The following is a 22,161-nucleotide window of genomic DNA, read 5'->3' on the forward strand; positions in this document are numbered from 1 at the left end:
GAGGGAGAGAGTCTGTGGTCGGGACAGATCGGTGGCCGGGCAGGGAGGTGGTCGGGACAGGGAGGTGCCCGCTGCGAGCAGGGTCAGCCCGCGCCGCACTCCACGTTGCTGAGACCCTCACCGGCGCCTGGCGCCGTGTTGTCGCACTCGACGACGTTGGAGAGCTCAGGGGTGAGCGAGAAGCCGAAGCCTGTGCCGTCGACGGTCGCGACGTTCCCGCGGAAGACGTTGTGGTCGCCCCAGCCCTCGAGGATCTCGTGGGTCTGGAAGCCGTCGGTCGGTGACGAGGTCCCGGTGTTGCCCTCGACGAGCCACCCGTTGCCCTTGACGTCGACCCACGAGTCGGCTGCGGAGATCGACGACCCGTCGAAGGTGTTGCCACGGACGATCCCGTCCGAGGTCCCCTCCTTGATGTCGATGCTCTCCGAGGTCGTCCCGCTGATCGTGTTGTCCTCGATGACGTTGCGGTCGGAGGGGTCGGGCTCGCAGGCCGTGATGTCGCACCAGTTGCTCTCGGCCGTCCCGACGTACACACCCTCGCCGAACTTCGGCTTGCGCAGCCCGGTGTCGCTGATGACGTTGCCCGACACCACGTTGTCCGTGCTGGCCTTGCGGAGGTGGATCGCCTCGTCACCGATCGACGTCACGGTCAGGCCCGAGATCACCGAGCCGACCGTTCCGTCGGCCATCACGCCCTTCTGACCGTCGGTGACAGTGAACCCGCCGAGGCGCCAGTGGCTCGCCCCGTCGAGGTGCATCACGTACCCGCCCTCGGGCCCACCGCCGTCGAGCACGGCGTCGGCCGGTCCGCAGAGCGTGATCGGCTCGTCAGCGGTGCCTGACGTCGTGGCGACGAACAACCCGTCGTAGGTCCCCGGAGCCAGGACGATCACCTCTCCGGGCTCGACCTCCGCGAGGCTCTCGGTGAGCTCGTCGGTGGTCGAGACCGTGGGCTCGGCCGGGCAGTCGACGGTGCTGTCCGGGACGGCGGCACCAGGAGAGTCCGCCGTGGCTGACGGGGATGGCTCCGGGCTCGAGGTCGACCCTGTCGGGTCGGACGAGGGTTCTGGGGTGCCGGGCGACGGGCTGCCCGGCGCTGTGCACCCCGCGAGGATCAGGCCACCGACCACGACCTCGCGGGCCCGTCGGCCCAGAGTCCTCAGGACGCCGGTCACGGTGCGCACCGCAGGTCCCTCGGGCGGCGGCCGGGTGCCCGTCCACCGGGCTCCGCGACCTGTGCGGGCTGCTGGCCCGGCTGCCGAGTGTCCTGCCGGGTCTCCTGGGCCTCTCGTCGGCCTTCTTGCCGCGCTGGGCCGGGCACGTCGTCCCCGGGGTGCCCGTCGTCGTGCAGCTCGAGATCGGCTGGTGCCTCACGGACCAGCAGGTCTCCCGCCGACCTGTCGGCGCGACGGGCTCGGGAGGGCTGCGGGCGAGGCAGCGTCGGTGCCAGGCTCCCGGCACCGTGCGGCTGCTCGTCCCGGGCTCCGCCCTGGGACTGGTCCAGGGTCTGATTCTGGGCCCGGTCCTGAGACTGACCCTGCGCCTGCCCGAAGATCTCGCTCGGGTCGACGACTCCGCGGGTGAGCGAGGTGAGCGGGGCCCGGTTCGCGTACGGGTGCCGGACACCCGCGTTGCGGTGTCGGATGCTCGTCAGCGCGGTGACGAGCACGAGCAGGGCGAGCAGCAGCCAGACGACGGTGAGCGGCTGGAAGATCTGCCGCAGGACCGTCGAGAGGGGCTTGGTGCTGTCCCAGTCTTCCGTCGAGTTGTCCGACACCGCGACCCCCGTCGTGCGGGCCACGTCGATCGCGCTCGGACCACGTCCGCCGACGCTGTTGTCCGAGACGACCGAACCACCGGTCGCACCGACCAGCGTGATCGCGTGGCTGGTCACGTCGTCGACGGTGTTGCGCTCGAAGGTCCCGCCCGCGTCACGGGCGTAGATGCCGATCTCACCACCGAGCACGGTGTTGCCTGTCACCACGGTGTCCGTGCCGGCCGACCTCAACGAGATCCCCTGCTGGTCCGCGCCCTCGACGGTGTTGTCCGTGAGCTCGACAGCCGTCGCGCCCTCGCTCACCACGATGCCCGCGGGGTTGTCTGTCACGGTGTTCGCGTCGACCTCGATGGTCGTCCCGCCGACCACGTCGATCCCGTACCGGCCGTTGCCTGTCACGGTGCTCTCCGAGACGCTGTTGGCGCCGGACATCTCCGTACCCGTGCCTGTCGCGCTCGGGCCGTCGGCGAGCGGCGTCCCCTCGATCGAGATGCCGTTGCGACCGTTGCCCGTCGAGGTCAGCCGCTCGAGGACGATGCCGCTCGTCGAGCGGGCCAGCCTGAAGCCGTCGACGGCGTTGCCCGTCGACGTGGTCGCCACGACTGTGCTCGCGGTGACGTCTCGGTGCATCACCAGACCGTCGACGAGGGAGTCCTCGATCCGCGACCCGCTCACCACGACACCCTCGGCGTTCATGACGAACAGCCCGAAGGCGTTGTCGGAGAACGTCACGTCCTGGATCTGCGCCGACACGAAGCTGTAGCCGCTGAGGTCCGCACCCAGACCGAGGGTCGGGGCACCCGCCCCTGTGGGCAAGAGCTCGGTCCCGAAGACCTTGGCGGAGGGCGGTGAGACGACAGTGCTCGTGGTGCCGGTCTCCGTGGGGGCACCTGCGCTCGTCGTGGAGGTGGTGGTCCCGTCGGGGGCTGCTCCCGGGTCCGCTGCGTCACCTGTCGCGACGGCGCCGGCCGTCCCGTCGGTCCCGGCTGTCCCGTCGGGCACCGGCGGCTCGTCGGCTGCGGGGATCTCCCCCGCCGCGAGGTCCTGCGAGCCGGGCGCTGTGTGCGGCAGGTCGGTCCCCGTGAGGGAGACTCCCCCGGTGGTCCCGCTCCAGAAGCCGAGGTGGTCGAAGGTCGCGTGCCGGAAGTCCGCATAGCCACCGACCACCCGCACGTAGGCCCGCCCGTCGGAGGTGTCGTCGTCCACGGTGCCGGTCCGTGGGTCCCAGGCGCTCACCACTGTCGGGTTCTCGGCCGTGCCGGCGACCGTCAGGTCTCCGCCGAGCGTGACGATCGAGACGAAGGCGTCGTCGGTCGACGTGAGGTTGAGGCGCAGCCCGTCGTCGCTCGTGAGGTCGAGGGTCGCACCCTCCTCCACGACGATGTTCTCGCCGAGGAGGTACGAGCCGTCGGGCTGGCGCACGAGGGTCTGCGGGGCGAGCTCGAGCAGGTCGTCGAAGCTGTAGGGCGCCTCGCGCTCGACGAGCACGAGCGTGTACGTCGTCCCCGTCTCGAGCCTGTACGGCCGCCACTGCGACGCGCCCGTCCACTGCGCACCGTTGGCGATCGACCGCACCTCGACGAGGCGGCGGTCTTCGGCCGCGACGAGCGCGGCCTCGGCGTCAGGGTCACCCGGGTAGGCGACGGGTGCGGGTGTGGGCACCGCGGTCGACGCGGCGCGCACCTGCACAGGCTGGAGGACCGGGGTCGCGGCAGCCATGCCCCCGGTCACGAGGACCGTGCACCCGACGGCTGTGGCGACGGCTGCGGCGCGGGTCGCCCGACGCGCGCTCATCGTGCAGCCTCCGGCGTCCGGGCCGCCGAGGCGTAGACCGCGGGAGAGACAGAGGTGGTCTGAGGTGCAGGCACGACCTCCTCGACAGGGTCGAGGCTCCGGGCGGTCTGCCCGTCGCCGCCGACCTGGTCGGCGTGGCGGGTCAGCCAGCCCTGCTTGTTCATCGTGACGAAGGCGTACAGCTTGATCGGCAGGGCGACCATGATCACCACGGCGGCGAGCAGCGGCAGCAAGAACACCTCCTGCGGGTGGCGTCGCAGGTGCGAGAACCCGCGGATGCCACGGCCGAGGAGCAGCCATCCCACGGCGGCCGCGATGCCCAGGGTGGTGAGCTCGAGCCTCGACGCCACCAGGTACCAGAGCGTCAAGCCCATCGTGAGCGGCGTGAGGAGGATCTGCAGCACGGTCACCTTGGTGACGAAGGGCGTCCGCCACAGCCAGCCCTTCGACACGGCCGTGAGGTAGCACCTGTAGGAGTTGCGGCTCCAGCGCACCCGCTGCTTGACGAAGGCGCTGAAGGTGTCGGGGAACATCGAGATCGCCCGGGCCGAGGACTGGTGGACGGTCTTGTAGCCCGAGGCGAGCACGAGCCAGGTGAGCCTGCCGTCGTCCCCCGCGATGCAGCGGCGACCGAGGAAGAACTCGTTCTCGAGGTCGTCGAGGACCGGGACGACGGCGTCACGCCTGTAGGCCGCGGTCCGACCGGACAGGCACGGCACAGCGCCCGCGCTGCCCATCGCCGGGACGTAGTCGTAGTAGCGCAGGTTGACGAGCCAGTCGGCGATGCGCCGCCAGACGCTCGACGTCCGCTGGTACACGTTCTGCTGCGTGCCCACACCACCCACGAGCGGGTCGGCGAAGGGCATCTGCACGGCCTCGAGCAGGCCCGGCTCCCAAGACGTGTCGGAGTCGGTCAGCACGAGGACCTCGTAGCGCGCGGCCCGGATGCCGGCGCCGAGCGCCGAGCGCTTGCCCGCGTGGTGGAACAAGACCGGACGCACCCTGGCGTCACCACGGGCCACGATCCGGGTGTAGGCCTCGAGGTCGGCGACGTCCAGCACGACGATGATCTCGGTCGGGTCCTGCGCCAGCCAGGAGTCCAGGCACCGCAGGAGGATGTCGGGGTCTTCGTGGAAGGACGGCACGACGACCGAGGTGGTCGCGCGGTGGTCGGTGACGATCGGGCGGGCCCTGCGGGACAGGACGACGCGGTAGATCCAGAGGGACCAGACGATGATGCCGGCGACGGCGAGCGGGAAGAGGTGGACGACCTGGTCGACCAGGTCACCGACGTCCACCTGTCCGACCGAGAGGGCCGAGGCTGGGGACGCCACGAGGATCGATGAAGGCATGGGGCACTCTCCGGAGTCGGAAGAAGGCGCGCAGAAGTGGAGCAGGAGGGGAGGGGGACGTCATCGTCCGGTTGACGCACGAGCGTCGTTCTGTCCAGCGTCCTAGGGCCACCGAGGGGGGAGGGGGGAGGGTGGCGGCCCGAGTGAGGCTCAAGGTATTCGGCAGGTTCTGCGACCGTCAATGGACCTCGGCGCGGGCGGGCAGCCCGGGGCCCGGAGGTCACACGATCGAAACTCCGTGAAGAACGGACGTTCCGGTGGGGTGCTGCGGGTGGTGCCCGCCTCCCGGTGACCGGCCGCGGACCCACCACCTGGGGAGACGTCCGCGCGTGGGACGGGACCTCTTGAGGGGCCGCGCCGGGTCCCTGCGAGCGCCAGGACCCTCTCGTCCCACTTGGTGGACGTCAACTTTCACCCGTCGGAAATCCTCATGGACCCGGGTCGACGGTCGACGCGCGGTCGGACGCGGGACCCGAGACTGGTCCGTGGGTACAGGCGCGGGCCACCGCCCGACCACCGGCGTCCCGCGACCCCGTCGCCACGTCTGTCCTCAGCGCACCCCGAGCGCGCGCAGCACCCGCAGACCGGTCGTCAGCAGCCGCTGCCCCTGCCCGTCGGGGAGTGCGAAGAGCTCGTCGAGAGACGCCCCGCTCATGACTCCGCGCTGGACCGAGACCGTCTGCGCCTCGGTGTACTGCTCGATGCCCTCACGCCCGTGGCGGCGTCCCTGACCCGACGCGCCGAAGCCGCCCATCGGCGCCTCGGCTGAGCCCCAGGCAGCGGCATAGCCGTCGTTGATGTTCACGGTGCCCGCGCGGACGCGCCCCGCGAGCACGCGGGCGCGGCGGGTGTCTGCGCTCCAGATGCTCGCGTTGAGCCCGAACTCCGTCTCGTTCATCACCGCGACGGCCTCGTCGTCGGAGGCGACCCGCACGACGCTGACCACCGGGCCGAAGGTCTCCTCCTGGGCGCAGAGCGCGTGGGGTGGGACGTCGGCGAGCACCGTCGGGGCGTAGAAGAGCGGCCCCACGTCAGTCCTGTGCACTCCCCCGGCGAGGATCCGCGCCCCCCGGGCGAGGGCGTCATGCACGTGCCCCTCGACCCTCTCGAGCTGAGCAGCCGAGGTGAGCGACCCGACGTCGGCCGTGTAGTCGAGGGCTGCCGACAGGCGCAGGCTCGAGACCCTCTCGAGGAAGAGGTCGAGGAACGCGTCCGCGACGTCTTCGTGGAGCACGAGCCTCTCGATCGACATGCACAGCTGGCCGCTGTTCGAGAAGCACGCCCGCACGGCGCCGAGCGCCGCGACGTCGAGATCGGCATCAGCCGCGACGTAGAGCGGGTTCTTCCCGCCGAGCTCGAGGGTCGCGCCGATGAGCCGCTCCCCCGCGCGACCGGCGATGATCCTCCCTGTCGCCGTCGACCCTGTGAAGGCGATGTGGTCCACCTCCTCGACGAGCGCAGCGCCCACGTCTCCCCCGCCCGCGACGACCTGGAACACGTCGGCCGGCAGGCCGCACTCTTCGAGGGCAGCGGCAGCCCACAGCGCTGTGAGCGTGGTCTGCGGGTCGGGCTTGAGGACGACGGCGTTGCCCGCCACGAGCGCGGGCAGCACGTCGGCCAGGGCGAGGGTCAACGGATAATTCCAGGGCGAGATCACCCCGACGACGCCGACGGGGATCCGGGCGACAGTCGTCCGGGTGAGGACAGGGAGCATCCCGCGGACCGTGCGCGGCGCGAGGTACGCACCAGCCCGGCGACCGTAGTGCCGCGAGACCTGGGCGACGTCGGCGACCTCCTCGAAGGCGCTCCCCCGGGACTTGCCGGACTCGTGCTGGACGAGGTCCAAGACCTCCGACTGCCGGTCGAGCACGAGGTCGTGCAGACGGAGCAGGACGGCGGCACGCTCGCGGACGTCTGTCGCTGCCCAGGCTGGCTGGGCGTCCCGCGCCCTGTCGACTGCTCGGGTCACGTCGTCGGGGCCGGACAGCGGGAGGTCGACGAGCACGTGCCCCGTCGCAGGGGCGACGACGCGGCGGGTGCCGGCCTCGTGGGTGGTGGCGACGCGGGCGAGCAGCGGGGCGAGGTCCTCGGGCTCGAGCAGGTAGGTCGCGCTCGCGTCGACCTCGGGGTCGAGCGGGCCCTCGCCGCCACCCGTGTGCTGGTCGCGCGAGCCCGGGGTGTGCTGGCCGCGCGAGACCGGCACGCCGTCTTCACGCCACTGCTCGTGGGCGCCTGGCCCGCCCTCTCCGTGCTGCTGCTCAGGACCGGGGACGGCGTCTGCACCAGGATCGTTCGGCATGGACCGAGCCTACGCCGCAGGAGGTGCGGGAGAGGAGGAAGCACCTGAGCTCCGAGACGACGCTGCCCCGCACCCCTCGTGGGGTGCGGGGCAGGTCTGCCCGTCTGTCAGGCGCCGAGGAGCGCCGCGACCTCAGGTGAGAGGGCCGCGACAGCAGCCGCGCGTCCCTCCGTCGCCGAGCGGGCACCGAGCGCCGCGGCAGCGACGGCGCGAGCCTGCTCCTGCGTGTGCCTGGACACCGCGAAGCGGACCGCGGGCACAGACCCCGAGGACATCGACAGGGACGTCACGCCGAGCCCGACGAGCACGACAGCCATGACGGGGTCGCCGGCGGACTCTCCGCAGACCCCGGCTGGCTTCCCGGCCTGCTGGCCGGCCCGTGCCGTCGCGGCCACGAGGTCGAGGACGGCCGGCTGCCACATCGAGATGAGGTCGCTCAGCTCGCCGCGCAGACGGTCCGAGGCCATGACGTACTGGGCCAGGTCGTTCGTGCCCATCGAGACGAAGTCCACCTCGGCGAGGATCGCCTCGGCCCTCAGCGCGGCGGCGGGGACCTCGACCATGACACCGACGGTCGTCAGCCCGTGGGCGCGTGCCGAGGTCGCGAAGTCGCGCGCCTCGTCGGGGGTCGAGATCATCGGGGCCATCACCCAGGGCTCGATCCCGGTCTCGCGCTGCGCGTCGGCGAGGGCCGCGAGCTGCGTCTCGAGCAGCTCAGGAGCCGTACGGACGAGCCTGTAGCCACGGACACCGAGGGCAGGGTTCTCCTCGTCGGGCTGCGTCGCGAAGGCGAGCGGCTTGTCGGCGCCCGCGTCGAGCGTCCGGACGACGACCTTGCGTCCGCCGAGGCTCCGCAAGACCTCTGCGTAGACGGCGGCCTGCTCTTCGCGGGTCGGCTCAGTGGTCCGCTCGAGGAAGAGCACCTCGGTGCGGAACAGCCCGACTCCCTCGACCGCCGTGCCGGCGGCACGCTCGGCGTCGGCCGCCGTGCCGATGTTGGCGAGCAGACCGACGGGGACGCCGTCGGCCGTGGCGCCCGCAGAGGTGTCCTCGGCGAGCTGCGCGGCGAGGCGCGCGCGCTCGGCGAAGGCCTCGGCGACCTCCGGGCCTGGGTCGACCTCGACGGTCCCCGACGCGGCGTCCACGGCCACGACGGTCCCGGGCTCGAGGTCGAGCGCCCCGGTCACGCGGACGACGCAGGGGATGCTGCGCTGCCCCGCGATGATCGCGGTGTGGCTCGTGGTGCCGCCCTGCTCGGTGACGATCGCGACGACGTGGCGCAGGTCGAGAGCGGCGGTGTCGGCCGGTGCGAGGTCTTCGGCGACGACGACCGCAGGACCTGTCAGCTGCGGGACGCCAGGGACGGGCACACCGAGGAGGTGCGCCGCGACCCTGTCACGGACGCTGCGCAGGTCGGTGACCCGCTCGAGCAGCATCCCGCCGGCGGCCGTGAACATGTCGACGAAGGTCTTCACTACGGCGTCGAGGGCTGCGACGGGCGGCTCGCCGTCGGCGATCCGGGCCAGCACCTTCGTGCGCAGCGCACGGTCCTGAGCCATCTGGGCCGTGGCCTGGAGGACGGCGACAGCCGCCCCCTCGGCACCGTCGGCCTGAGCACGCAGCGCAGCCGCGACGTCGTCGAAGGCCGCCGTGGCCCGCGCGGCTGTGGCCTCGCGGTCAGCCGGGGCCTGCTCGTCCGTGGGAGCGACCGGTGCCGGGCTGACCCGGACGACAGGTCCGATCCCGGCACCCCGGCCGACGCCCGCACCGGTGAGCATCAGTGCTCCTCGTCCAGGTCCGTCGCGAGCAGCGTGACGAGCTCGTCGAGGATCCTGTCGGCGTCCTCGCCCTCGGCTGCGAGGGTCACCTCGTCGCCGTGCGGGACACCGAGCGACATGACGAGCAGGATGCTCGCCGCGTCGACGGGCTCGCCCTCGCCGTGCGCGATGGTCACGTCGAGGCCGCTGTCGGCCGCAGCCTGGGTGAACAGGGACGCGGGACGGGCGTGCAGGCCGGATCGCGAGGCGACGGCCACGGTACGTGCGGGCATTGTTCTCTCCTTCGAGGGCCGTGGTCCGCACCGCTGCGAGCGGTGCGGACCCTGGCGGGTGGTGGTCTGCGCCGAGGTGCGGCGCAGACCGGGACGGGCGTGCGTGGGTCGGTCCGACCCGCCCGGTCAGGCTGTGGGCTGCGCCGCGGTGCTGGGGGCGCTGGCCGCGGCGGCGGCATCTGCCGCCTGCTCGGCCTCGAGGGCCGGGTTGGAGCCCAGTCCCTTGAAGATGATCACCAGGACCGCAGAGATCACCGTGCCGATCGCGACGGCCAGCAGGAACAGCAGCCAGTTGTCGACGAGCGGGAGGACCCAGACGCCACCGTGCGGGGCACGCTGCGAGGCGTCGAAGGCCATGATGAGCCCGCCGGTCACGCTCGAGCCGACGACCGAGGCACCGAGCACGCGGAGCGGGTCGGCAGCCGCGAACGGGATGGCACCCTCGGAGATGAACGAGAGACCGAGCAGCCAGGCTGCCTTGCCGTTCTCGCGCTCGGCCCTGGTGAACAGGCGCTTGCGGACCGTCGTGGCCAGTGCCATCGCGAGCGGTGCGACCATCCCGGCACCCATGACCGTGGCCATGACGCGGAACTGCGTGGCGCCGTCCGTGAGGCCGGCTGTCGAGAGCCCGGTGACGGCGAAGGTGTAGGCCACCTTGTTGACCGGACCACCGAGGTCGATGCCCATCATCGCGCCCAGGATCAGGCCGAGGAGGATGAGGTTGGAGCCGCTCAGGCCGCTGAGCCAGTCGGACAGCCCGTCCATGAGTGCGGCGAGCGGACGCCCGAGCACCACGAACATCAGCAGGCCTGTGACGAAGGTCGACAGCAGCGGGATCACCACGACGGGCATGATGCCGCGGACCCCCTTGGGGACCTTCCAGCGGCTGATCCACAGCGCGAGGAACCCGGCGACGAAGCCGGAGACCAGACCACCGAGGAAACCGGCGCCGACGGCGACGGAGATCGACCCACCGACGAAGCCGGGCACGAGTCCGGGCCTGTCGGCGATCGCGAAGGCGATGAACCCGGAGAGCACAGCCACGAGGAACCCGAAGGCGACACCGCCGGTGAGGTTCATCAGCGCGGCCCAGCTGGTCTTCGAGAGCACGTCGAAGTTGTTGATGACCTCGTCGGCCTTCACGTTCACGATCTCGTAGCCGCCGATCATGAAGCTCAGCGCGATGAGGATGCCACCTGCGGCGACGAACGGGATCATGTACGAGACGCCGGTCATGAGGTACTGGCGGACGCGCGTCCCCACGCTCGAGCTGCGGTCGATCGTCGTCGCGGGGTCCTTCGACCCGCCACCGGCTGTCGCGGCGGGCGTCGAGACACCGGCCTCGACGGCGGCGATGGCCTGGTTGAGGACACCTGGGGCGTCGTGGACGGCCTTCTTGACGCCGACGTCGATCGTCGGCTTGCCCGCGAATCGCTCCTTGTCGCGGACCTCGAGGTCTGCGGCGAAGATGACGCCGTCAGCGGCCTCGATGATCGCGGGGTCGAGGGGCGTCGAGCCGGCCGAGCCCTGGGTCTCGACCTGGACCTCGTGCCCGGCGGCCTTGCCAGCCTGCTCGAGCGCCTCTGCTGCCATGTAGGTGTGCGCGATGCCCGTGGGGCACGACGTCACGGCGACGAACTTCATGAGGGGTTGACCTCTCGGGTGACGATCTCGGCGACGGTCGCGGCGTCGGGGGCCTCGCGCAGGGAGGTGCGGAAGGACTCGTGGACGAGACGGCGGGCGAGCGACGCGAGGATCTTGAGGTGGTCGCTGTCACCGCTGGCCGGCGCCGCGATGAGGAAGATCAGCGTCGCGGGGCCGTCCGGGGCACCGAAGTCGACACCGGCGGGCACACGGGCGACGGCGAGCGTCGGGACCGTGACGTGCTCGGAGCGGGCGTGCGGCAGACCGACGCCTCCGGGCATGCCCGTCGCCATCTGCGCCTCGCGGGCACGGACGTCGGCGTGGAAGCCGTCGGCGTCCGTCACGCGGCCAGCGGCTGCGAGCAGGTCGATGAGGACACGGGTGGCCTCGTCACGGTCGGCTGCGACGACGTCGAGGGCGACGAGGTCGGCGGTGATCAGGGGGGTGAGGGAAGTGCTCACTTCACAGCTCCTTCAGTGCGATGTGGCGGGATGGGTCGGTGAGGGTCTCGACGTCGTCGAGGTGGATGTCGTGGGGTGCAGGGACTGCAGAGCCTGGGAGGAGGACCGCGGCGCGGCCCCATGCGACGGCGCGGCGCAAGGCGTCCGCCGAGATGTCGGAGTCGACCGAGGCCGGCCCGTGGGGTGCGTCGACGAGGGCGCTGAGGAACCCGGCGAGGGTCACGTCGCCCGCGCCCACGGTCGAGGCCGGGACGAGGGCCGGGCCACCGGCCCAGAGCACGCTGCCGGGTGCGACGAGCAGCGCGCCGTGCGCCCCGAGGGACACCAGGACGGCGGTGACGCCGCACTCCATCACCTGGTGCGCAGCGTCGACGACGGCCCCGACAGTGGTCAGCGGACGGCCGACGAGCTCAGCGAGCTCGTCTTCGTTCGGCTTGACGAGCGTCAGACCGCCTGCAGCGACGGCCGCACGGAGCGGTGCGCCCGAGGTGTCGAGGACCGTGGGGACCCCTGAGCGTGCCGCGACCTGCGCGACCCTGACGTAGAAGTCATCACCTGCACCAGCCGGCAGGCTGCCCGCGCCGACGACCAGGACGTGCTCCCCGGCGTCGACCGCGAGCCGCACCTCGTCCGCGAGGGCGTCGAGGAGGGCCTGGACGGCAGCCTCCGTCATGGGGGCGCCCGGCGCGTTGATCTTGGTCGTCGAACCACGGCCGTCGACCACGGTGATGTTGCTGCGGGTGTCGGTCCCGGTCTCGACAGGGCGGGCCACGACTCCCCCGTCGCGGAGCTCGGCGACCAGGCGGGCGCCGTCAGAGCCTCCCGACGGGAAGATCGCGACCGAGGAGAACCCGTCGGCCGACAGGGCACGGGTGACGTTGATGCCCTTGCCCCCGGCGTCGACCCGCGTCGCGTGCGCGCGGTTCACCTCGCCAGGCTCGAGGACCTGGACCTCGAGGGTCCGGTCCAGGCTCGGGTTGGGGGTGATCGTGATGATCATGCTTGCACCACCGTGAGGTCGACCGACTCGAGCTCCGCCGCGAGGTCCGCGTCGATCCCTGAGTCGGTGATGAAGAGGTCGACGTCGTCGAGACCGACGATCCGGGCGAAGTCTGAGCGTCCAACCTTGGTGTGGTCGGCGAGCAGCACGACCCGCCGCGCCGCCCGGGCGAGCGCCCGCTTGACCGCAGCCTCGCCGAGGTCGGGTGTGGTCGCGCCGTGGTCGGGGGTGATGCCGTTGGCACCGAGGAAGACGATGTCGGCGTGGATGTCGGCGAGAGCCCGCTCGGCCCAGGGACCGACCGAGGCGAGCGTCCGACCGCGGACCGCGCCGCCGACGAAGTGCACGGTGACCGTCGGGCGCTCTGCGAGCAGCGCGGCGATCGGCAACGAGTTCGTGACGACCTGGAGCTCGCGGTCCGTCGGGAGGATCTCAGCCAGGCGCAGGGTCGTGGTGCCAGCGTCGAGGACGATCGTGCCGGCGTCCGGGATCTCACGGAGGGCCGCGGCGGCGATGCGACGCTTCTCGTCGGAGAGCATGCCCTCACGGACGGCGACGGCAGGCTCGGAGCGCAGACGCTCGACGGGGATCGCACCTCCGTGGACCCTGCGCACCAGACCGTGGCGCTCGAGCACCGACAGGTCGCGCCGGATGGTCTCGGGGGTGACGTCGAAGGTCCGGGCCAGGCCTGCGACCTCTGCGCGCCCCTCGGCGCGTGCAGTCGCCAGGATCGCCTGGTGTCTCTCGGGTGCGTACACGTCAACTCCATCGTCGCTCGCGTCACCGACGACGCGGATATCTGTATTCACTTGTATACGCCCGTTTATGTTGGAGTGCAAGCGTCGATGTGTGTGTGCTGGTCAGGGCCACGCGCTGCGCGGCACGCGAGAGCCCCGCAATAGCTGGGCGGAGGACGGAATACCCAGGACACGGCAGTGCGCGGCCTGGATCCAGACACAATCGGACATGAGATATCGGTGTCGGTCGTGCGTGCGTGCGGGCGCCGTGGCCAGCCCTGCGCGATGACCCACCGGGCGCGGTCGCAGGTCGTCAGTGCCCAGAGGGAGGGAACGCGGCTGCGGGCGCGGCGACCAGCGGGACTGGACGACCGAGGGACTGGGAGACGATCCCGCTCAGTCGGTCCGGCGGCCCAGCACGACGCAGGACTGGTCGGTGTAGCCGAGGGCGGCGTAGAAGCCGAGCACGGCGGTGTTGGTCGTGCGGACCATGAGCTGCACCTTGGGTGCGCCCTGGGAGACGAGCCACGCCTCGGCCGCGACCATGAGAGCTCGACCGAGACCGGTCCCACGCTGCGCCTCGTCGACCGCGAGGTAGTACACCCATCCGCGGTGCCCGTCGTAGCCGACCATCACGGTCCCGACCAGAGTGCTGTCGGGCAGAGCACTGTCGGGTACAGCGCCGTCGGGTACAGCGCCGTCGGGCAGAGTTCCGTCGGGCAGAGTTCCGTCGAGGAGAGCGCCGCCGTGCAGGCGCGCCCCGAGCACAGTCGACGTCGGGGTCTCGAGCGCAGACCGCAGGTCGGCTGCAGGGTCGTTCCAGGGGCGGGTGAGCCCTGCTGCCTCCCACAACGCCACGACGGCACGCTCGTCGTCCCTGGTCACCGGGGAGATGGTGGTCTCGTGGGTGGCAGGGACGGCGGACGTGCCGTCGTGGGTCATCGAGAGTCTCGGGTCAGGCGCGGGTCAGCGCGGCTGGTAGGGCGAGACCACGACCTCGACCCGCTGGAACTCCTTGAGGTCGGAGTACCCGGTCGTAGCCATGGCGCGCTTGAGCGCACCGACGAGGTTGAGCGTGCCGTCGGCCTGGCGGCCCGGGCCGAAGAGGATCTCGGCGAGCGACCCGGCGGTGCCGACGCTCACCCGCTCTCCGCGAGGGAGCTCGGGGTGGTGCGCCTCGGAGCCCCAGTGCCAGCCCTGGCCCGGTGCCTCCTCGGCCCGCGCGAGCGCGGCACCGACCATCACGGCGTCAGCACCGCAGGCGACAGCCTTGACGAGGTCCCCGGCGCGCCCCACACCGCCGTCGGCGATCACGTGGACGTAGCGCCCCCCGGACTCGTCGAGGTAGTCGCGGCGCGCAGCGGCCACGTCGGCCACGGCTGTGGCCATCGGGGCGTGGATGCCGAGCGAGACGCGGGTGGTGTGCGCAGCGCCGCCGCCGAATCCGACGAGGACGCCGGCCGCACCGGTCCGCATGAGGTGCAGCGCCGCGGTGTAGGTCGAGGCACCGCCGACGATCACGGGGACGTCGAGCTCGTAGATGAAGCGCTTGAGGTTGAGCGGCTCGGCGTTGCCCGAGACGTGCTCGGCCGACACCGTCGTGCCACGGATGACGAAGAGGTCCACACCCGCGTCGATCACGGTCTGGTAGAACTCCTGGGTCCGCTGCGGCGAGAGCGCACCGGCGACGGTGACGCCCGCGGCGCGGATCTCCTTGAGACGCTGCGTGATGAGCTCGGGCTGGATCGGCGCGGAGTAGATCTCCTGCATGCGCCGGGTCGCCTGGGTCGGCTCGAGCTGCGCGATCTCGGAGAGCAGCGCGGTCGGGTCCTCGTAGCGCGTCCACAGACCTTCGAGGTCCAGGACGCCGAGCCCGCCGTGCTGCCCGAGCGCGACGGCGGTCGCGGGGCTCATCACCGAGTCCATCGGTGCAGCCACGATCGGCAGGTCGAAGTGGTACGCGTCGATCTGCCACCCGACAGACACGTCTTCTGGGTCGCGCGTACGGCGTGACGGCACCACCGCGATGTCGTCGAAGGAGAAGGCGCGCCGTCCGCGCTTGCCTCGGCCGATCTCGATCTCGTTGCTCACCCGACCAGGTTACCGTCCCGTGACGCCTGGACCGCGCGGCGGTCCACGTCCGTGTCGGTGGCGGCTGGGATGCTGGCCGCACACGACGACCTCGAGGAGACACCCCCATGACCTGGACCGCAGGCCCCCTGCTCGGATTCGACACCGAGACGACGGGTGTCGACGTGAGCCAGGACCGGATCGTCTCCGCGGCCCTCGTGCGCCGCGACTCCGCGACGACCGACGTCCGAACCTGGCTGCTCGACCCGGGTGTGCCGATCCCGCCGGAGGCCTCCGCCATCCACGGCATCACCACGGAGGTCGCCCGGGCGGAGGGTCAAGACCCTGCAGGCGCGATCGACGAGATCGCGAAAGAGCTCGCCGGGGCGCTCTCGAGCGGCATCCCCGTGGTCGCCTTCAACGCGACCTTCGACCTGTGCATCCTGCAGGCCGAGCTCGACCGCTACGGCCTGCCGAGCCTCGAGGACCGGATCGACGGGCGGGTGGCCCCTGTCATCGACCCGCTCGTCCTCGACAGGGCGCTCGACCGCTACCGCCGCGGGCCACGCAAGCTCGTCGACCTCTGCGGGGTGTACGCGGTCGTCGGCGACGGCGAGCTGCACACGGCCGACGTCGACGTCATCGCGACCCTCGACGTGCTCCACGCGATGCTCGCGCGCTACCCCGAGCTCGCCGAGCGCGAGCTCGACGCGCTGCACCTGTACCAGGCCGACGAGCACCGTCGGTGGGCGGAGAGCTTCAACTCCTGGCGGGAGCGCAAGGGGCTCACAGGCCCGGGGGCCGAGCTCACCTGGCTGCGAGACCACCGCCAGACTGGGCAGCGCACACTCTGAGAGGACCAGGGTCAGAGGACCAGGGTCTCCGGGGCTCACCCGGTCGACGGCTCCGGCGCCACCGATGTCACGGACGGCGCCGACGCCTCCGACGGCTCGGACGCCTCCGCCCACACCTCGAGGCTCCGCCGGCTCGTGAAGCTGCGCGGCGCACCGCTCAGCGGGTCCGTGAACTCGATAGACCGTGCCAGCAGCTGGAGCGGGGCCGAGTAGTCGTCGGGGGCCACGTCGTAGAACTCCGGGTAGAAGTTGTCGTTGACGATCGGCAGCCCGAGCGAGGCCATGTGCAGCCGCAGCTGGTGGGTCTTTCCCGTGTGCGGCTCGAGGACGTAGCGCCCCAGCATCTCGCCGCCGTCCCGGGCGACTGTGTCGACGAGGGTCACGCGGCTCTCGGCGTTCGGCTCCCCCGGGACCTCCTGGGCGACGAGGGTCCCGTGCTCCTTGACGATCCTGCTGCGCACCGTGCAGGGCAGGTCGAGCGCGGGGTCGACGGGGGCGACGGCCTCATAGGTCTTGCGGATCGTCCGGCTCGCGAAGAGCTGCTGGTATGCGCCGCGGACCTCGCGACGCGTGGTCAGCACGAGCACGCCCGCCGTGATCCTGTCGAGCCTGTGCGCAGGGCTGATCTCGGGCAGGCCGAGGTCCCGGCGCAGCCGCACGACGGCCGACTCGACCACGTACGCCCCGCGGGGCGTGCTGGCCAAGAAGTGCGGCTTGTCGATCACGAGGAGGTCGTCGTCGTGGTGCAGCACGTCGATCTCGAAGGGCACCCGGGGCTCGGGCGCGGCGTCCCTGTAGAGGTACACGAGCGTCCCGGCGACGTACGGGGCGTCCGGGCCGAGCGGGCGCCCGATCTCGTCGACGACCTCCCCCGCCGCGACCTTCTCGCGCATCCGGGCCTCGTCGTGGGGGAACCTCGCCACGAGGTGCTCCACCACGGTCGCCGCGTCAGCGCCGTGCGGCAGCTGGAGGCGGACAGGGTTGAGGCCGTCCCGGACCGGAAGCGGTACGGGACGGCCTCGACGAGACCTGCTCAGCGGCCCGTGTAGTTCGGGGCCTCGACGGTCATCTGGATGTCGTGAGGGTGCGACTCCTTCAGACCGGCCGGGGTGATGCGGACGAAGTTGCCACGCTCCTGCAGCTGCGGGATCGTGTGCGCACCGACGTAGAACATCGACTGGTGCAGACCGCCGACGAGCTGGTGCGCGACGGCTCCGAGCGGGCCGCGGTACGGCACCTGGCCCTCGATGCCCTCGGGCACGATCTTGTCGTCGCTGGCCACGTCCGCCTGGAAGTACCGGTCCTTGGAGTACGAGGCCTTCTTGCCGCGCGAGGCCATCGCACCGATCGAGCCCATGCCGCGGTACAGCTTGTACTGCTTGCCGTTGACGAAGACGAGGTCCCCCGGGCTCTCGTCGCAGCCGGCGAGGAGCGAGCCGAGCATGACGGTGTCGGCCCCGGCGACGAGAGCCTTCGCGATGTCGCCCGAGTACTGCAGGCCACCGTCGCCGATGACCGGGACGCCGGCCGGCTTGCAGGCGAGCGACGCCTCGTAGATCGCGGTGATCTGCGGGACGCCGACCCCGGCGACCACGCGGGTGGTGCAGATCGAGCCCGGTCCGACCCCGACCTTGACGGCGTCGACGCCCGCGTCCACGAGGGCCTGCGCGCCAGCACGGGTCGCGACGTTGCCACCGATGATCTGGACGTCCTTGAAGAACGGGTCTGCCTTGAGCTTGCGGATCATGTCGAGCAGCAGGCGCGCGTGCCCGTTCGCGGTGTCGGCGACGAGCACGTCGACGCCGGCCTCGGCGAGGGTCGTCGCGCGCTCCCACGCGTCTCCGAAGAACCCGATCGCGGCACCCACGACGAGGCGACCCTCGCCGTCCTTGGTCGCGTCGGGGTACTGCTCGGACTTGACGAAGTCCTTGACCGTGATGAGGCCCTGGAGGCGACCGGCGTCGTCGACCAGGGGGAGCTTCTCGATGCGGTGCGTGCCGAGCAGCGCCGCGGCGTCGTCGCGCGAGATGCCGACAGGGCCGGTGATGAGCGGCATCTTGGTCATGACCTCGTGGACCTTGCGGTGCGCGAAGTCGCCCGGGGAGACGAACCGCAGGTCGCGGTTGGTGATGATGCCGACGAGCAGGCCGTCGGGGTCGACGACCGGCAGGCCCGAGACGCGGTACTGGCCGCACAGCGCGTCGAGCTCGGCGAGCGTCGCGTCGGGGTGCACGGTGACCGGGTCGGTGATCATCCCGGACTCGGAGCGCTTGACCAGGTCGACCTCTTTGGCCTGCGCCTCGATCGAGAGGTTGCGGTGGATGATGCCGATGCCGCCCTGGCGTGCCATGGCGATGGCCATGCGCGACTCGGTGACGGTGTCCATCGCTGCGGAGAGCATCGGGATCGACACCGAGATCTCTCGCGTCAGCCGCGCGGTCGTGTCGACCTGGCTGGGGATGACGTCTGTCTCTCCGGGGAGGAGGAGCACGTCGTCGTAGGTGAGTCCGATGAATCCGAAGGGGTCGTGGGGCTGCGCGCTGCTCGACGAGTTCATGTCAGGAGTCTACGCACCGCCCACCGAGCACCCGGTGTCTGTCCGCTCACAGGACCGGTCCTGCCACCACGCTCCCCGGCACCCGCAGGCAGGCGCCCCGGGCGACGTCAGACCGCGACGGCGAGGACCTCGTGGAGCAGACCCTGGAAGCTGCGGACCCTGCTGACGAACCGCGACTGCGGGAGGTCGGCAGCCGCGTCGTCGCTGCTCAGGCCGACGAACACCGAGAGCTCGGGGTGGGTCTCGTGCAGGGCGTGCACGATCCCGAGCTCGGGGCGCGAGAGCGAGGTGACCAGGACCGTGGCGACGGGTCGCACCATGGTCACGAGCTCGAGGGCTCGGTGCGCGTTCGCAGGTCCGGTGACGATCCGGGCCGTCACGCCCTGCGAGACGAGGGCCGCAGCGAGGGCGTGCATCGCGAGCGGCTGCGCGTCGTCGGCCGCGGCGAAGAGCAGCACGATCTTCTTCATCTGGCTGGGGTGGGGCGACCTGACCCCGGTCTCCTGCGCGGTCTTCTCCTCGCGGGCCCGGATGAAGTCCGCGATCACCTTGAGGGTCGCCGAGGCGAGCAGCATCTCGGGCGCCTCGCCGGGCTTGGCCAGGACGGTCCGGGCTGCGAGCTTACGCAGGGTCGGCTCGACCAGGGTCAGCCACCACTGGGCAGGGTCTTCGTCGACGTCGAGGGCGAGCAGGCGCTCCGTCGCGGCGACGTTGCCGCGCAGGACCGCGTCGATGACGTCGATCGAGGTGACGGTCGAGTCGACCGGGGCCGCCAGTCGAAGGGCGGGTCGCTGCTGGCCGGCCTCGGTGTCGGTGGCCTCGGGCTCGGCACCGCGGAGAGAGCGGGGACCTGTCGGGAGGGAGGACACCTGCGCGGCTGCAGCACCTGCCGAGGTGTCGGCGTCGCCCTCGACCGTGAGGCGGGGCGCGAGGGACCCCTCACCCTGAGCGTCTCCGTCGAGACCGACGAGGCGTCGCGGTGCCTCTGCGAGCGGGAGGTCGCCGCGGCGACCGTGTCGCTGGCTCTCCTCGTCGACGTGGGCGATGGTCTCGCGCAGCTCGTCCTCGAGCTGTTCGCTGCTGGTGGTCGTGAGGTCGACGGCCAGTGCTGCCCGCGCGGCGTCGACGGGGGCGACGCCCTCGAGCGCGAGCCTGCGCATGACCATGAGCCGGGCGACGTCGTCGCTCGAGTACCGGCGGTGGGCGCCTGCGGAGTGCTCCGAGGGGCCCAGGCCGTAGCGACGGTCCCAGGTGCGCAACGTCGCCGGAGCCACCCCGAGCCTGCGTGCCACGGCTGCCACGGCGAGGCCGGGTTCGTTGACCTGGTCCGTGATCTCGTCGGGTGTCGTGCCGTCGGCAGGGTCGCCGCCGGTCTCTCCCTGTGCCGGTCGACCTGTGCTCATGAGTCGATTGTGCCGAGATCTGAGAGGTCGTGCCACCTGGCACCCTCCCGCGAGACGCCTGAAGTTGTTCGCTAGTTGTTCATCTCACGTCGAGCCGCGTGGACCGGGGACCTGCAGAGACGCCGAGGATGGCGGGTTTCCGCAGTTCCCAGAGAGGCTAGTCAGTGGTACTGGACCAGAACCTGGGCGACGGATGGCACGGTGAATCGTTTCTCATCCGGTCAGCGACTTGAACAACTGCTGGATCGGTTCTAAGTTAGTCACAGATCACCCGGGACCGAGGTCCTGGGCAGATGCACCGACCGGGGTCTATCGCCCCTCATCGACACTCAGAAGGACGGTACGACCATGACTGAGCTCTCTCGCCTCCCCGGCCCCGTGATGGACCTCTGGGAGTGGCAGTACCAGGGTTCGTGCCGCGACGTCGACGACACGCTGTTCTTCCACCCGGAGGGCGAGCGCGGCGCCGCACGCCGCCGCCGCGCCGAGGCCGCCAAGGCCATCTGCCACGGGTGCCCGGTCATGATGGAGTGCCGCGAGGCCTCGCTCCGTGTCCGTGAGCCCTACGGCGTCTGGGGCGGCCTCAGCGAGGACGAGCGCACAGCCGCGCTCGCCGCGATGCCCGCCTCGACCACCACACGCCGGGTCGGCTGACCCGAGCAGACCTCCAGCTCACGCTGAGTCGGTCAGCGCGAGCACCCAGAGCTCAGGCGTTCCCGAAGGGCCCCACGACTGCGGTCGTGGGGCTCTTTTCGTCGTGGGGTCTTTCTTGTCGTCGGGCCCGACTCTCGTCGTCCGGCCCTCCCCAGGTCGCTGAAGCCGGCGCCCGTCCCGGCATGCAGAAGGGCCCCACGACCATCGGTCGTGGGGCCCTTCGTCACGCGTGGTGCGTGATCAGCCGATCACTGCGAGCACGTCGCGGGCGGAGAGGATGAGGAACTCCTCGCCGTCGTACTTGACCTCGGTGCCGCCGTACTTGCTGTAGATGACCTTGTCACCGACAGAGACGTCGAGCGGGACGCGGTTGCCGTTGTCGTCGATACGACCGGGGCCGACTGCCAGGACCTCGCCCTCCTGGGGCTTCTCCTTGGCGGTGTCAGGGATAACGAGACCGGAGGGCGTGGTCAGCTCGACTTCGAGAGTCTTGACGACGATCCGGTCCTCGAGCGGCTTGATGGAGACCGACACGCGGACCTCCCCTTTCGCAGAGAAATGAGGGACAGTTCATGGCCGCCACGCTCGCACCGGGCCGCCGTCGCGGGGGTCGGTCAGGAGCTACGTGGAACCACGAGCAAATCTATGCCGGAGTTAGCACTCGGTCAAGGTGAGTGCCAGATCGGGCGCGGCACCAGGTGAGGACGAGGTCGAGGGCGACCGGCTGTTGAAGCCCGACCGGCCGTCGACGGCTTGGCCACACCGGGCCGGCTCGCTGCGAGCCGCTCGGTGCGACAGGACTCGCGCAGGGCTCGTCCACAGGCCGGGAGCTGAGCAGCTTGTCCCCAGGCGCACCGGAGAGCGTTACCTAGGACGAGCCCGATGACTACCGTCACGGGATGCCGACATCGATCGGGGTAGTCGTCGCGATCGCCACCCCAGCCCTCTCGTTCCTCGCTGTCCTGCTGGGGCAGTGGTTGACACGACGGAGCGCCCACGAGCTCGACGTCTGGCGTCGGAGAGGAGACGATGCGGATGCTGCGGTGGTCGGCAGAGGCCGCGGCATCAGAGCGTCCGGCGCTCAGCCGCACGGGTGTGGCGGTCCTCGAAGGGCTCGGCGAGTCTGAGCTGCTGCAGGACGAAGACCGCCCGCTCGTGCACACGGTCGCACGGATCACAGCACGACTGGCCTTGGCGGACAGAAGGCCCGAAAGGTACGGTATCGGAGGTGTCGTGGTCGAAGATGCCGAGCTGAGGACTACGGAGGGAGACGCTCATGACTGACCGGCGCGAACCAGAGGTCGAGGCTGCACCCAGCCCGATCCGCGTGACCCTGCTTCAGGTCGAGGCCGCACGGGTAGCGGTCAAGGCGAACGCCAGGCTCGGGCTGCCGTCGAGCCCGGGACTCATCAAGATCGCCGAGGCTGGGCACGCGACCTGAGGCACCCGGCCACGGGGTAGGGGCACCTGTCCTCAGAGCACCCTCTCCACCGTCTGCACGGTCTCCGG

Annotated in this window: 19 protein-coding genes; 3 read left to right on the top strand and 16 right to left on the bottom strand. The window is 71.1% G+C overall.

The window, feature by feature from the left end:
- Positions 1-83: 83 nt before the first annotated feature.
- The 12 genes from HZZ10_RS00955 to HZZ10_RS01010 form a co-directional block, all read right to left on the bottom strand.
- Positions 84-1,184, bottom strand: a complete 1,101-nt coding sequence (locus HZZ10_RS00955; RefSeq protein ID WP_179912099.1) for a right-handed parallel beta-helix repeat-containing protein — start codon at positions 1,182-1,184, stop codon at positions 84-86.
- Positions 1,172-3,571 (bottom strand): right-handed parallel beta-helix repeat-containing protein, encoded by a 2,400-nt coding sequence (locus HZZ10_RS00960; RefSeq protein ID WP_179912100.1) that lies wholly within the window; start codon positions 3,569-3,571, stop codon positions 1,172-1,174. Before HZZ10_RS00960 ends, HZZ10_RS00955 begins: the two co-directional genes overlap by 13 nt.
- Entirely contained in the window at positions 3,568-4,923 is a 1,356-nt protein-coding gene (locus HZZ10_RS00965) for a glycosyltransferase (protein ID WP_228086779.1), read from the bottom strand. The genes HZZ10_RS00960 and HZZ10_RS00965 overlap by 4 nt, the downstream gene beginning before the upstream one ends.
- A 550-nt stretch (positions 4,924-5,473) precedes the next feature.
- Positions 5,474-7,222, bottom strand: a complete 1,749-nt coding sequence (locus HZZ10_RS00970) for a succinic semialdehyde dehydrogenase (RefSeq protein ID WP_179912101.1) — start codon at positions 7,220-7,222, stop codon at positions 5,474-5,476.
- A 107-nt stretch (positions 7,223-7,329) separates the two neighbouring features.
- Positions 7,330-9,000 carry a phosphoenolpyruvate--protein phosphotransferase gene (ptsP, locus tag HZZ10_RS00975; protein WP_179912102.1) on the bottom strand — a complete coding sequence of 557 codons (1,671 nt, stop codon included), beginning with the start codon at positions 8,998-9,000 and terminating at the stop codon, positions 7,330-7,332.
- Positions 9,000-9,272: an HPr family phosphocarrier protein gene (locus HZZ10_RS00980; RefSeq protein ID WP_056128838.1), complete on the bottom strand. Its 273-nt coding sequence runs from the start codon at positions 9,270-9,272 to the stop codon at positions 9,000-9,002. The genes ptsP and HZZ10_RS00980 overlap by 1 nt, the downstream gene beginning before the upstream one ends.
- Before the next feature lie 126 nt (positions 9,273-9,398).
- The gene (locus HZZ10_RS00985) at positions 9,399-10,916 is read right to left on the bottom strand and encodes a PTS fructose transporter subunit IIC (RefSeq protein ID WP_056128835.1); all 1,518 of its coding nucleotides are present in this window, start codon (positions 10,914-10,916) and stop codon (positions 9,399-9,401) included.
- On the bottom strand, positions 10,913-11,377 hold the full coding sequence (locus HZZ10_RS00990) for a PTS sugar transporter subunit IIA (protein ID WP_056128832.1): 465 nt from the start codon (positions 11,375-11,377) through the stop codon (positions 10,913-10,915). The genes HZZ10_RS00985 and HZZ10_RS00990 overlap by 4 nt, the downstream gene beginning before the upstream one ends.
- 1 nt (position 11,378) lies before the next feature.
- The gene (locus tag HZZ10_RS00995; protein ID WP_179912103.1) at positions 11,379-12,377 is read right to left on the bottom strand and encodes a 1-phosphofructokinase family hexose kinase; all 999 of its coding nucleotides are present in this window, start codon (positions 12,375-12,377) and stop codon (positions 11,379-11,381) included.
- On the bottom strand, positions 12,374-13,135 hold the full coding sequence (locus tag HZZ10_RS01000) for a DeoR/GlpR family DNA-binding transcription regulator (protein WP_056128826.1): 762 nt from the start codon (positions 13,133-13,135) through the stop codon (positions 12,374-12,376). Before HZZ10_RS01000 ends, HZZ10_RS00995 begins: the two co-directional genes overlap by 4 nt.
- A gap of 375 nt (positions 13,136-13,510) precedes the next feature.
- Complete coding sequence (locus HZZ10_RS01005) at positions 13,511-14,056, bottom strand: GNAT family N-acetyltransferase (protein WP_179912104.1); 546 nt, start codon at positions 14,054-14,056, stop codon at positions 13,511-13,513.
- A 24-nt stretch (positions 14,057-14,080) separates the two neighbouring features.
- Positions 14,081-15,205, bottom strand: coding sequence for a GuaB3 family IMP dehydrogenase-related protein (locus tag HZZ10_RS01010; RefSeq protein ID WP_056128819.1), 1,125 nt, complete (start codon positions 15,203-15,205; stop codon positions 14,081-14,083).
- Positions 15,206-15,312: 107 nt separating this feature from the next.
- Between HZZ10_RS01010 and HZZ10_RS01015 the strand changes: the two genes are divergently transcribed.
- Positions 15,313-16,038, top strand: coding sequence for an exonuclease domain-containing protein (locus HZZ10_RS01015; protein ID WP_179912105.1), 726 nt, complete (start codon positions 15,313-15,315; stop codon positions 16,036-16,038).
- Between the two features lie 35 nt (positions 16,039-16,073).
- Here the strand turns inward: HZZ10_RS01015 and HZZ10_RS01020 are convergent, their stop codons facing one another.
- From HZZ10_RS01020 to HZZ10_RS19260, 3 genes are all read right to left on the bottom strand, one after another.
- The gene (locus tag HZZ10_RS01020; protein WP_308507452.1) at positions 16,074-16,961 is read right to left on the bottom strand and encodes an RluA family pseudouridine synthase; all 888 of its coding nucleotides are present in this window, start codon (positions 16,959-16,961) and stop codon (positions 16,074-16,076) included.
- Between the two features lie 110 nt (positions 16,962-17,071).
- A complete protein-coding gene (gene guaB / locus HZZ10_RS01025; RefSeq protein ID WP_056128814.1) occupies positions 17,072-18,595 on the bottom strand; it encodes an IMP dehydrogenase in 1,524 nt (507 codons plus the stop codon).
- 107 nt (positions 18,596-18,702) lie between these two features.
- Positions 18,703-19,998: a MerR family transcriptional regulator gene (locus HZZ10_RS19260; RefSeq protein WP_228086781.1), complete on the bottom strand. Its 1,296-nt coding sequence runs from the start codon at positions 19,996-19,998 to the stop codon at positions 18,703-18,705.
- A 348-nt stretch (positions 19,999-20,346) separates the two neighbouring features.
- Here HZZ10_RS19260 and HZZ10_RS01035 point away from each other — a divergent pair, with 348 nt between their 5' ends.
- The gene (locus HZZ10_RS01035; protein ID WP_012867840.1) at positions 20,347-20,652 is read left to right on the top strand and encodes a WhiB family transcriptional regulator; all 306 of its coding nucleotides are present in this window, start codon (positions 20,347-20,349) and stop codon (positions 20,650-20,652) included.
- Between the two features lie 240 nt (positions 20,653-20,892).
- Here the strand turns inward: HZZ10_RS01035 and groES are convergent, their stop codons facing one another.
- Positions 20,893-21,186: a co-chaperone GroES gene (gene groES / locus HZZ10_RS01040; protein WP_056128811.1), complete on the bottom strand. Its 294-nt coding sequence runs from the start codon at positions 21,184-21,186 to the stop codon at positions 20,893-20,895.
- Positions 21,187-21,928: 742 nt separating this feature from the next.
- On the opposite strand from groES, the gene HZZ10_RS01045 reads away from it, so the two are divergent.
- The gene (locus HZZ10_RS01045; RefSeq protein WP_179912106.1) at positions 21,929-22,093 is read left to right on the top strand and encodes a hypothetical protein; all 165 of its coding nucleotides are present in this window, start codon (positions 21,929-21,931) and stop codon (positions 22,091-22,093) included.
- Positions 22,094-22,161 lie beyond the last annotated feature (68 nt).

Origin of the sequence: Sanguibacter inulinus, assembly GCF_013415325.1 — a bacterium.
Classification (GTDB): domain Bacteria; phylum Actinomycetota; class Actinomycetes; order Actinomycetales; family Cellulomonadaceae; genus Sanguibacter; species Sanguibacter inulinus.

What these genes read in the sequence shown, in the direction of transcription:
- HZZ10_RS00960 (WP_179912100.1), bottom strand. Translation starts at nt 3,571, where the DNA reads ATGAGCGCGCGTCGGGCGACCCGCGCCGCAGCCGTCGCCACAGCCGTC.
- HZZ10_RS00965 (WP_228086779.1), bottom strand. Translation starts at nt 4,923, where the DNA reads ATGCCTTCATCGATCCTCGTGGCGTCCCCAGCCTCGGCCCTCTCGGTC.
- HZZ10_RS00970 (WP_179912101.1), bottom strand. Translation starts at nt 7,222, where the DNA reads ATGCCGAACGATCCTGGTGCAGACGCCGTCCCCGGTCCTGAGCAGCAG.
- ptsP (WP_179912102.1), bottom strand. Translation starts at nt 9,000, where the DNA reads ATGCTCACCGGTGCGGGCGTCGGCCGGGGTGCCGGGATCGGACCTGTC.
- HZZ10_RS00980 (WP_056128838.1), bottom strand. Translation starts at nt 9,272, where the DNA reads ATGCCCGCACGTACCGTGGCCGTCGCCTCGCGATCCGGCCTGCACGCC.
- HZZ10_RS00985 (WP_056128835.1), bottom strand. Translation starts at nt 10,916, where the DNA reads ATGAAGTTCGTCGCCGTGACGTCGTGCCCCACGGGCATCGCGCACACC.
- HZZ10_RS00995 (WP_179912103.1), bottom strand. Translation starts at nt 12,377, where the DNA reads ATGATCATCACGATCACCCCCAACCCGAGCCTGGACCGGACCCTCGAG.
- HZZ10_RS01005 (WP_179912104.1), bottom strand. Translation starts at nt 14,056, where the DNA reads ATGACCCACGACGGCACGTCCGCCGTCCCTGCCACCCACGAGACCACC.
- HZZ10_RS01015 (WP_179912105.1), top strand. Translation starts at nt 15,313, where the DNA reads ATGACCTGGACCGCAGGCCCCCTGCTCGGATTCGACACCGAGACGACG.
- guaB (WP_056128814.1), bottom strand. Translation starts at nt 18,595, where the DNA reads ATGAACTCGTCGAGCAGCGCGCAGCCCCACGACCCCTTCGGATTCATC.
- HZZ10_RS19260 (WP_228086781.1), bottom strand. Translation starts at nt 19,998, where the DNA reads ATGAGCACAGGTCGACCGGCACAGGGAGAGACCGGCGGCGACCCTGCC.
- HZZ10_RS01035 (WP_012867840.1), top strand. Translation starts at nt 20,347, where the DNA reads ATGACTGAGCTCTCTCGCCTCCCCGGCCCCGTGATGGACCTCTGGGAG.
- HZZ10_RS01045 (WP_179912106.1), top strand. Translation starts at nt 21,929, where the DNA reads ATGACTGACCGGCGCGAACCAGAGGTCGAGGCTGCACCCAGCCCGATC.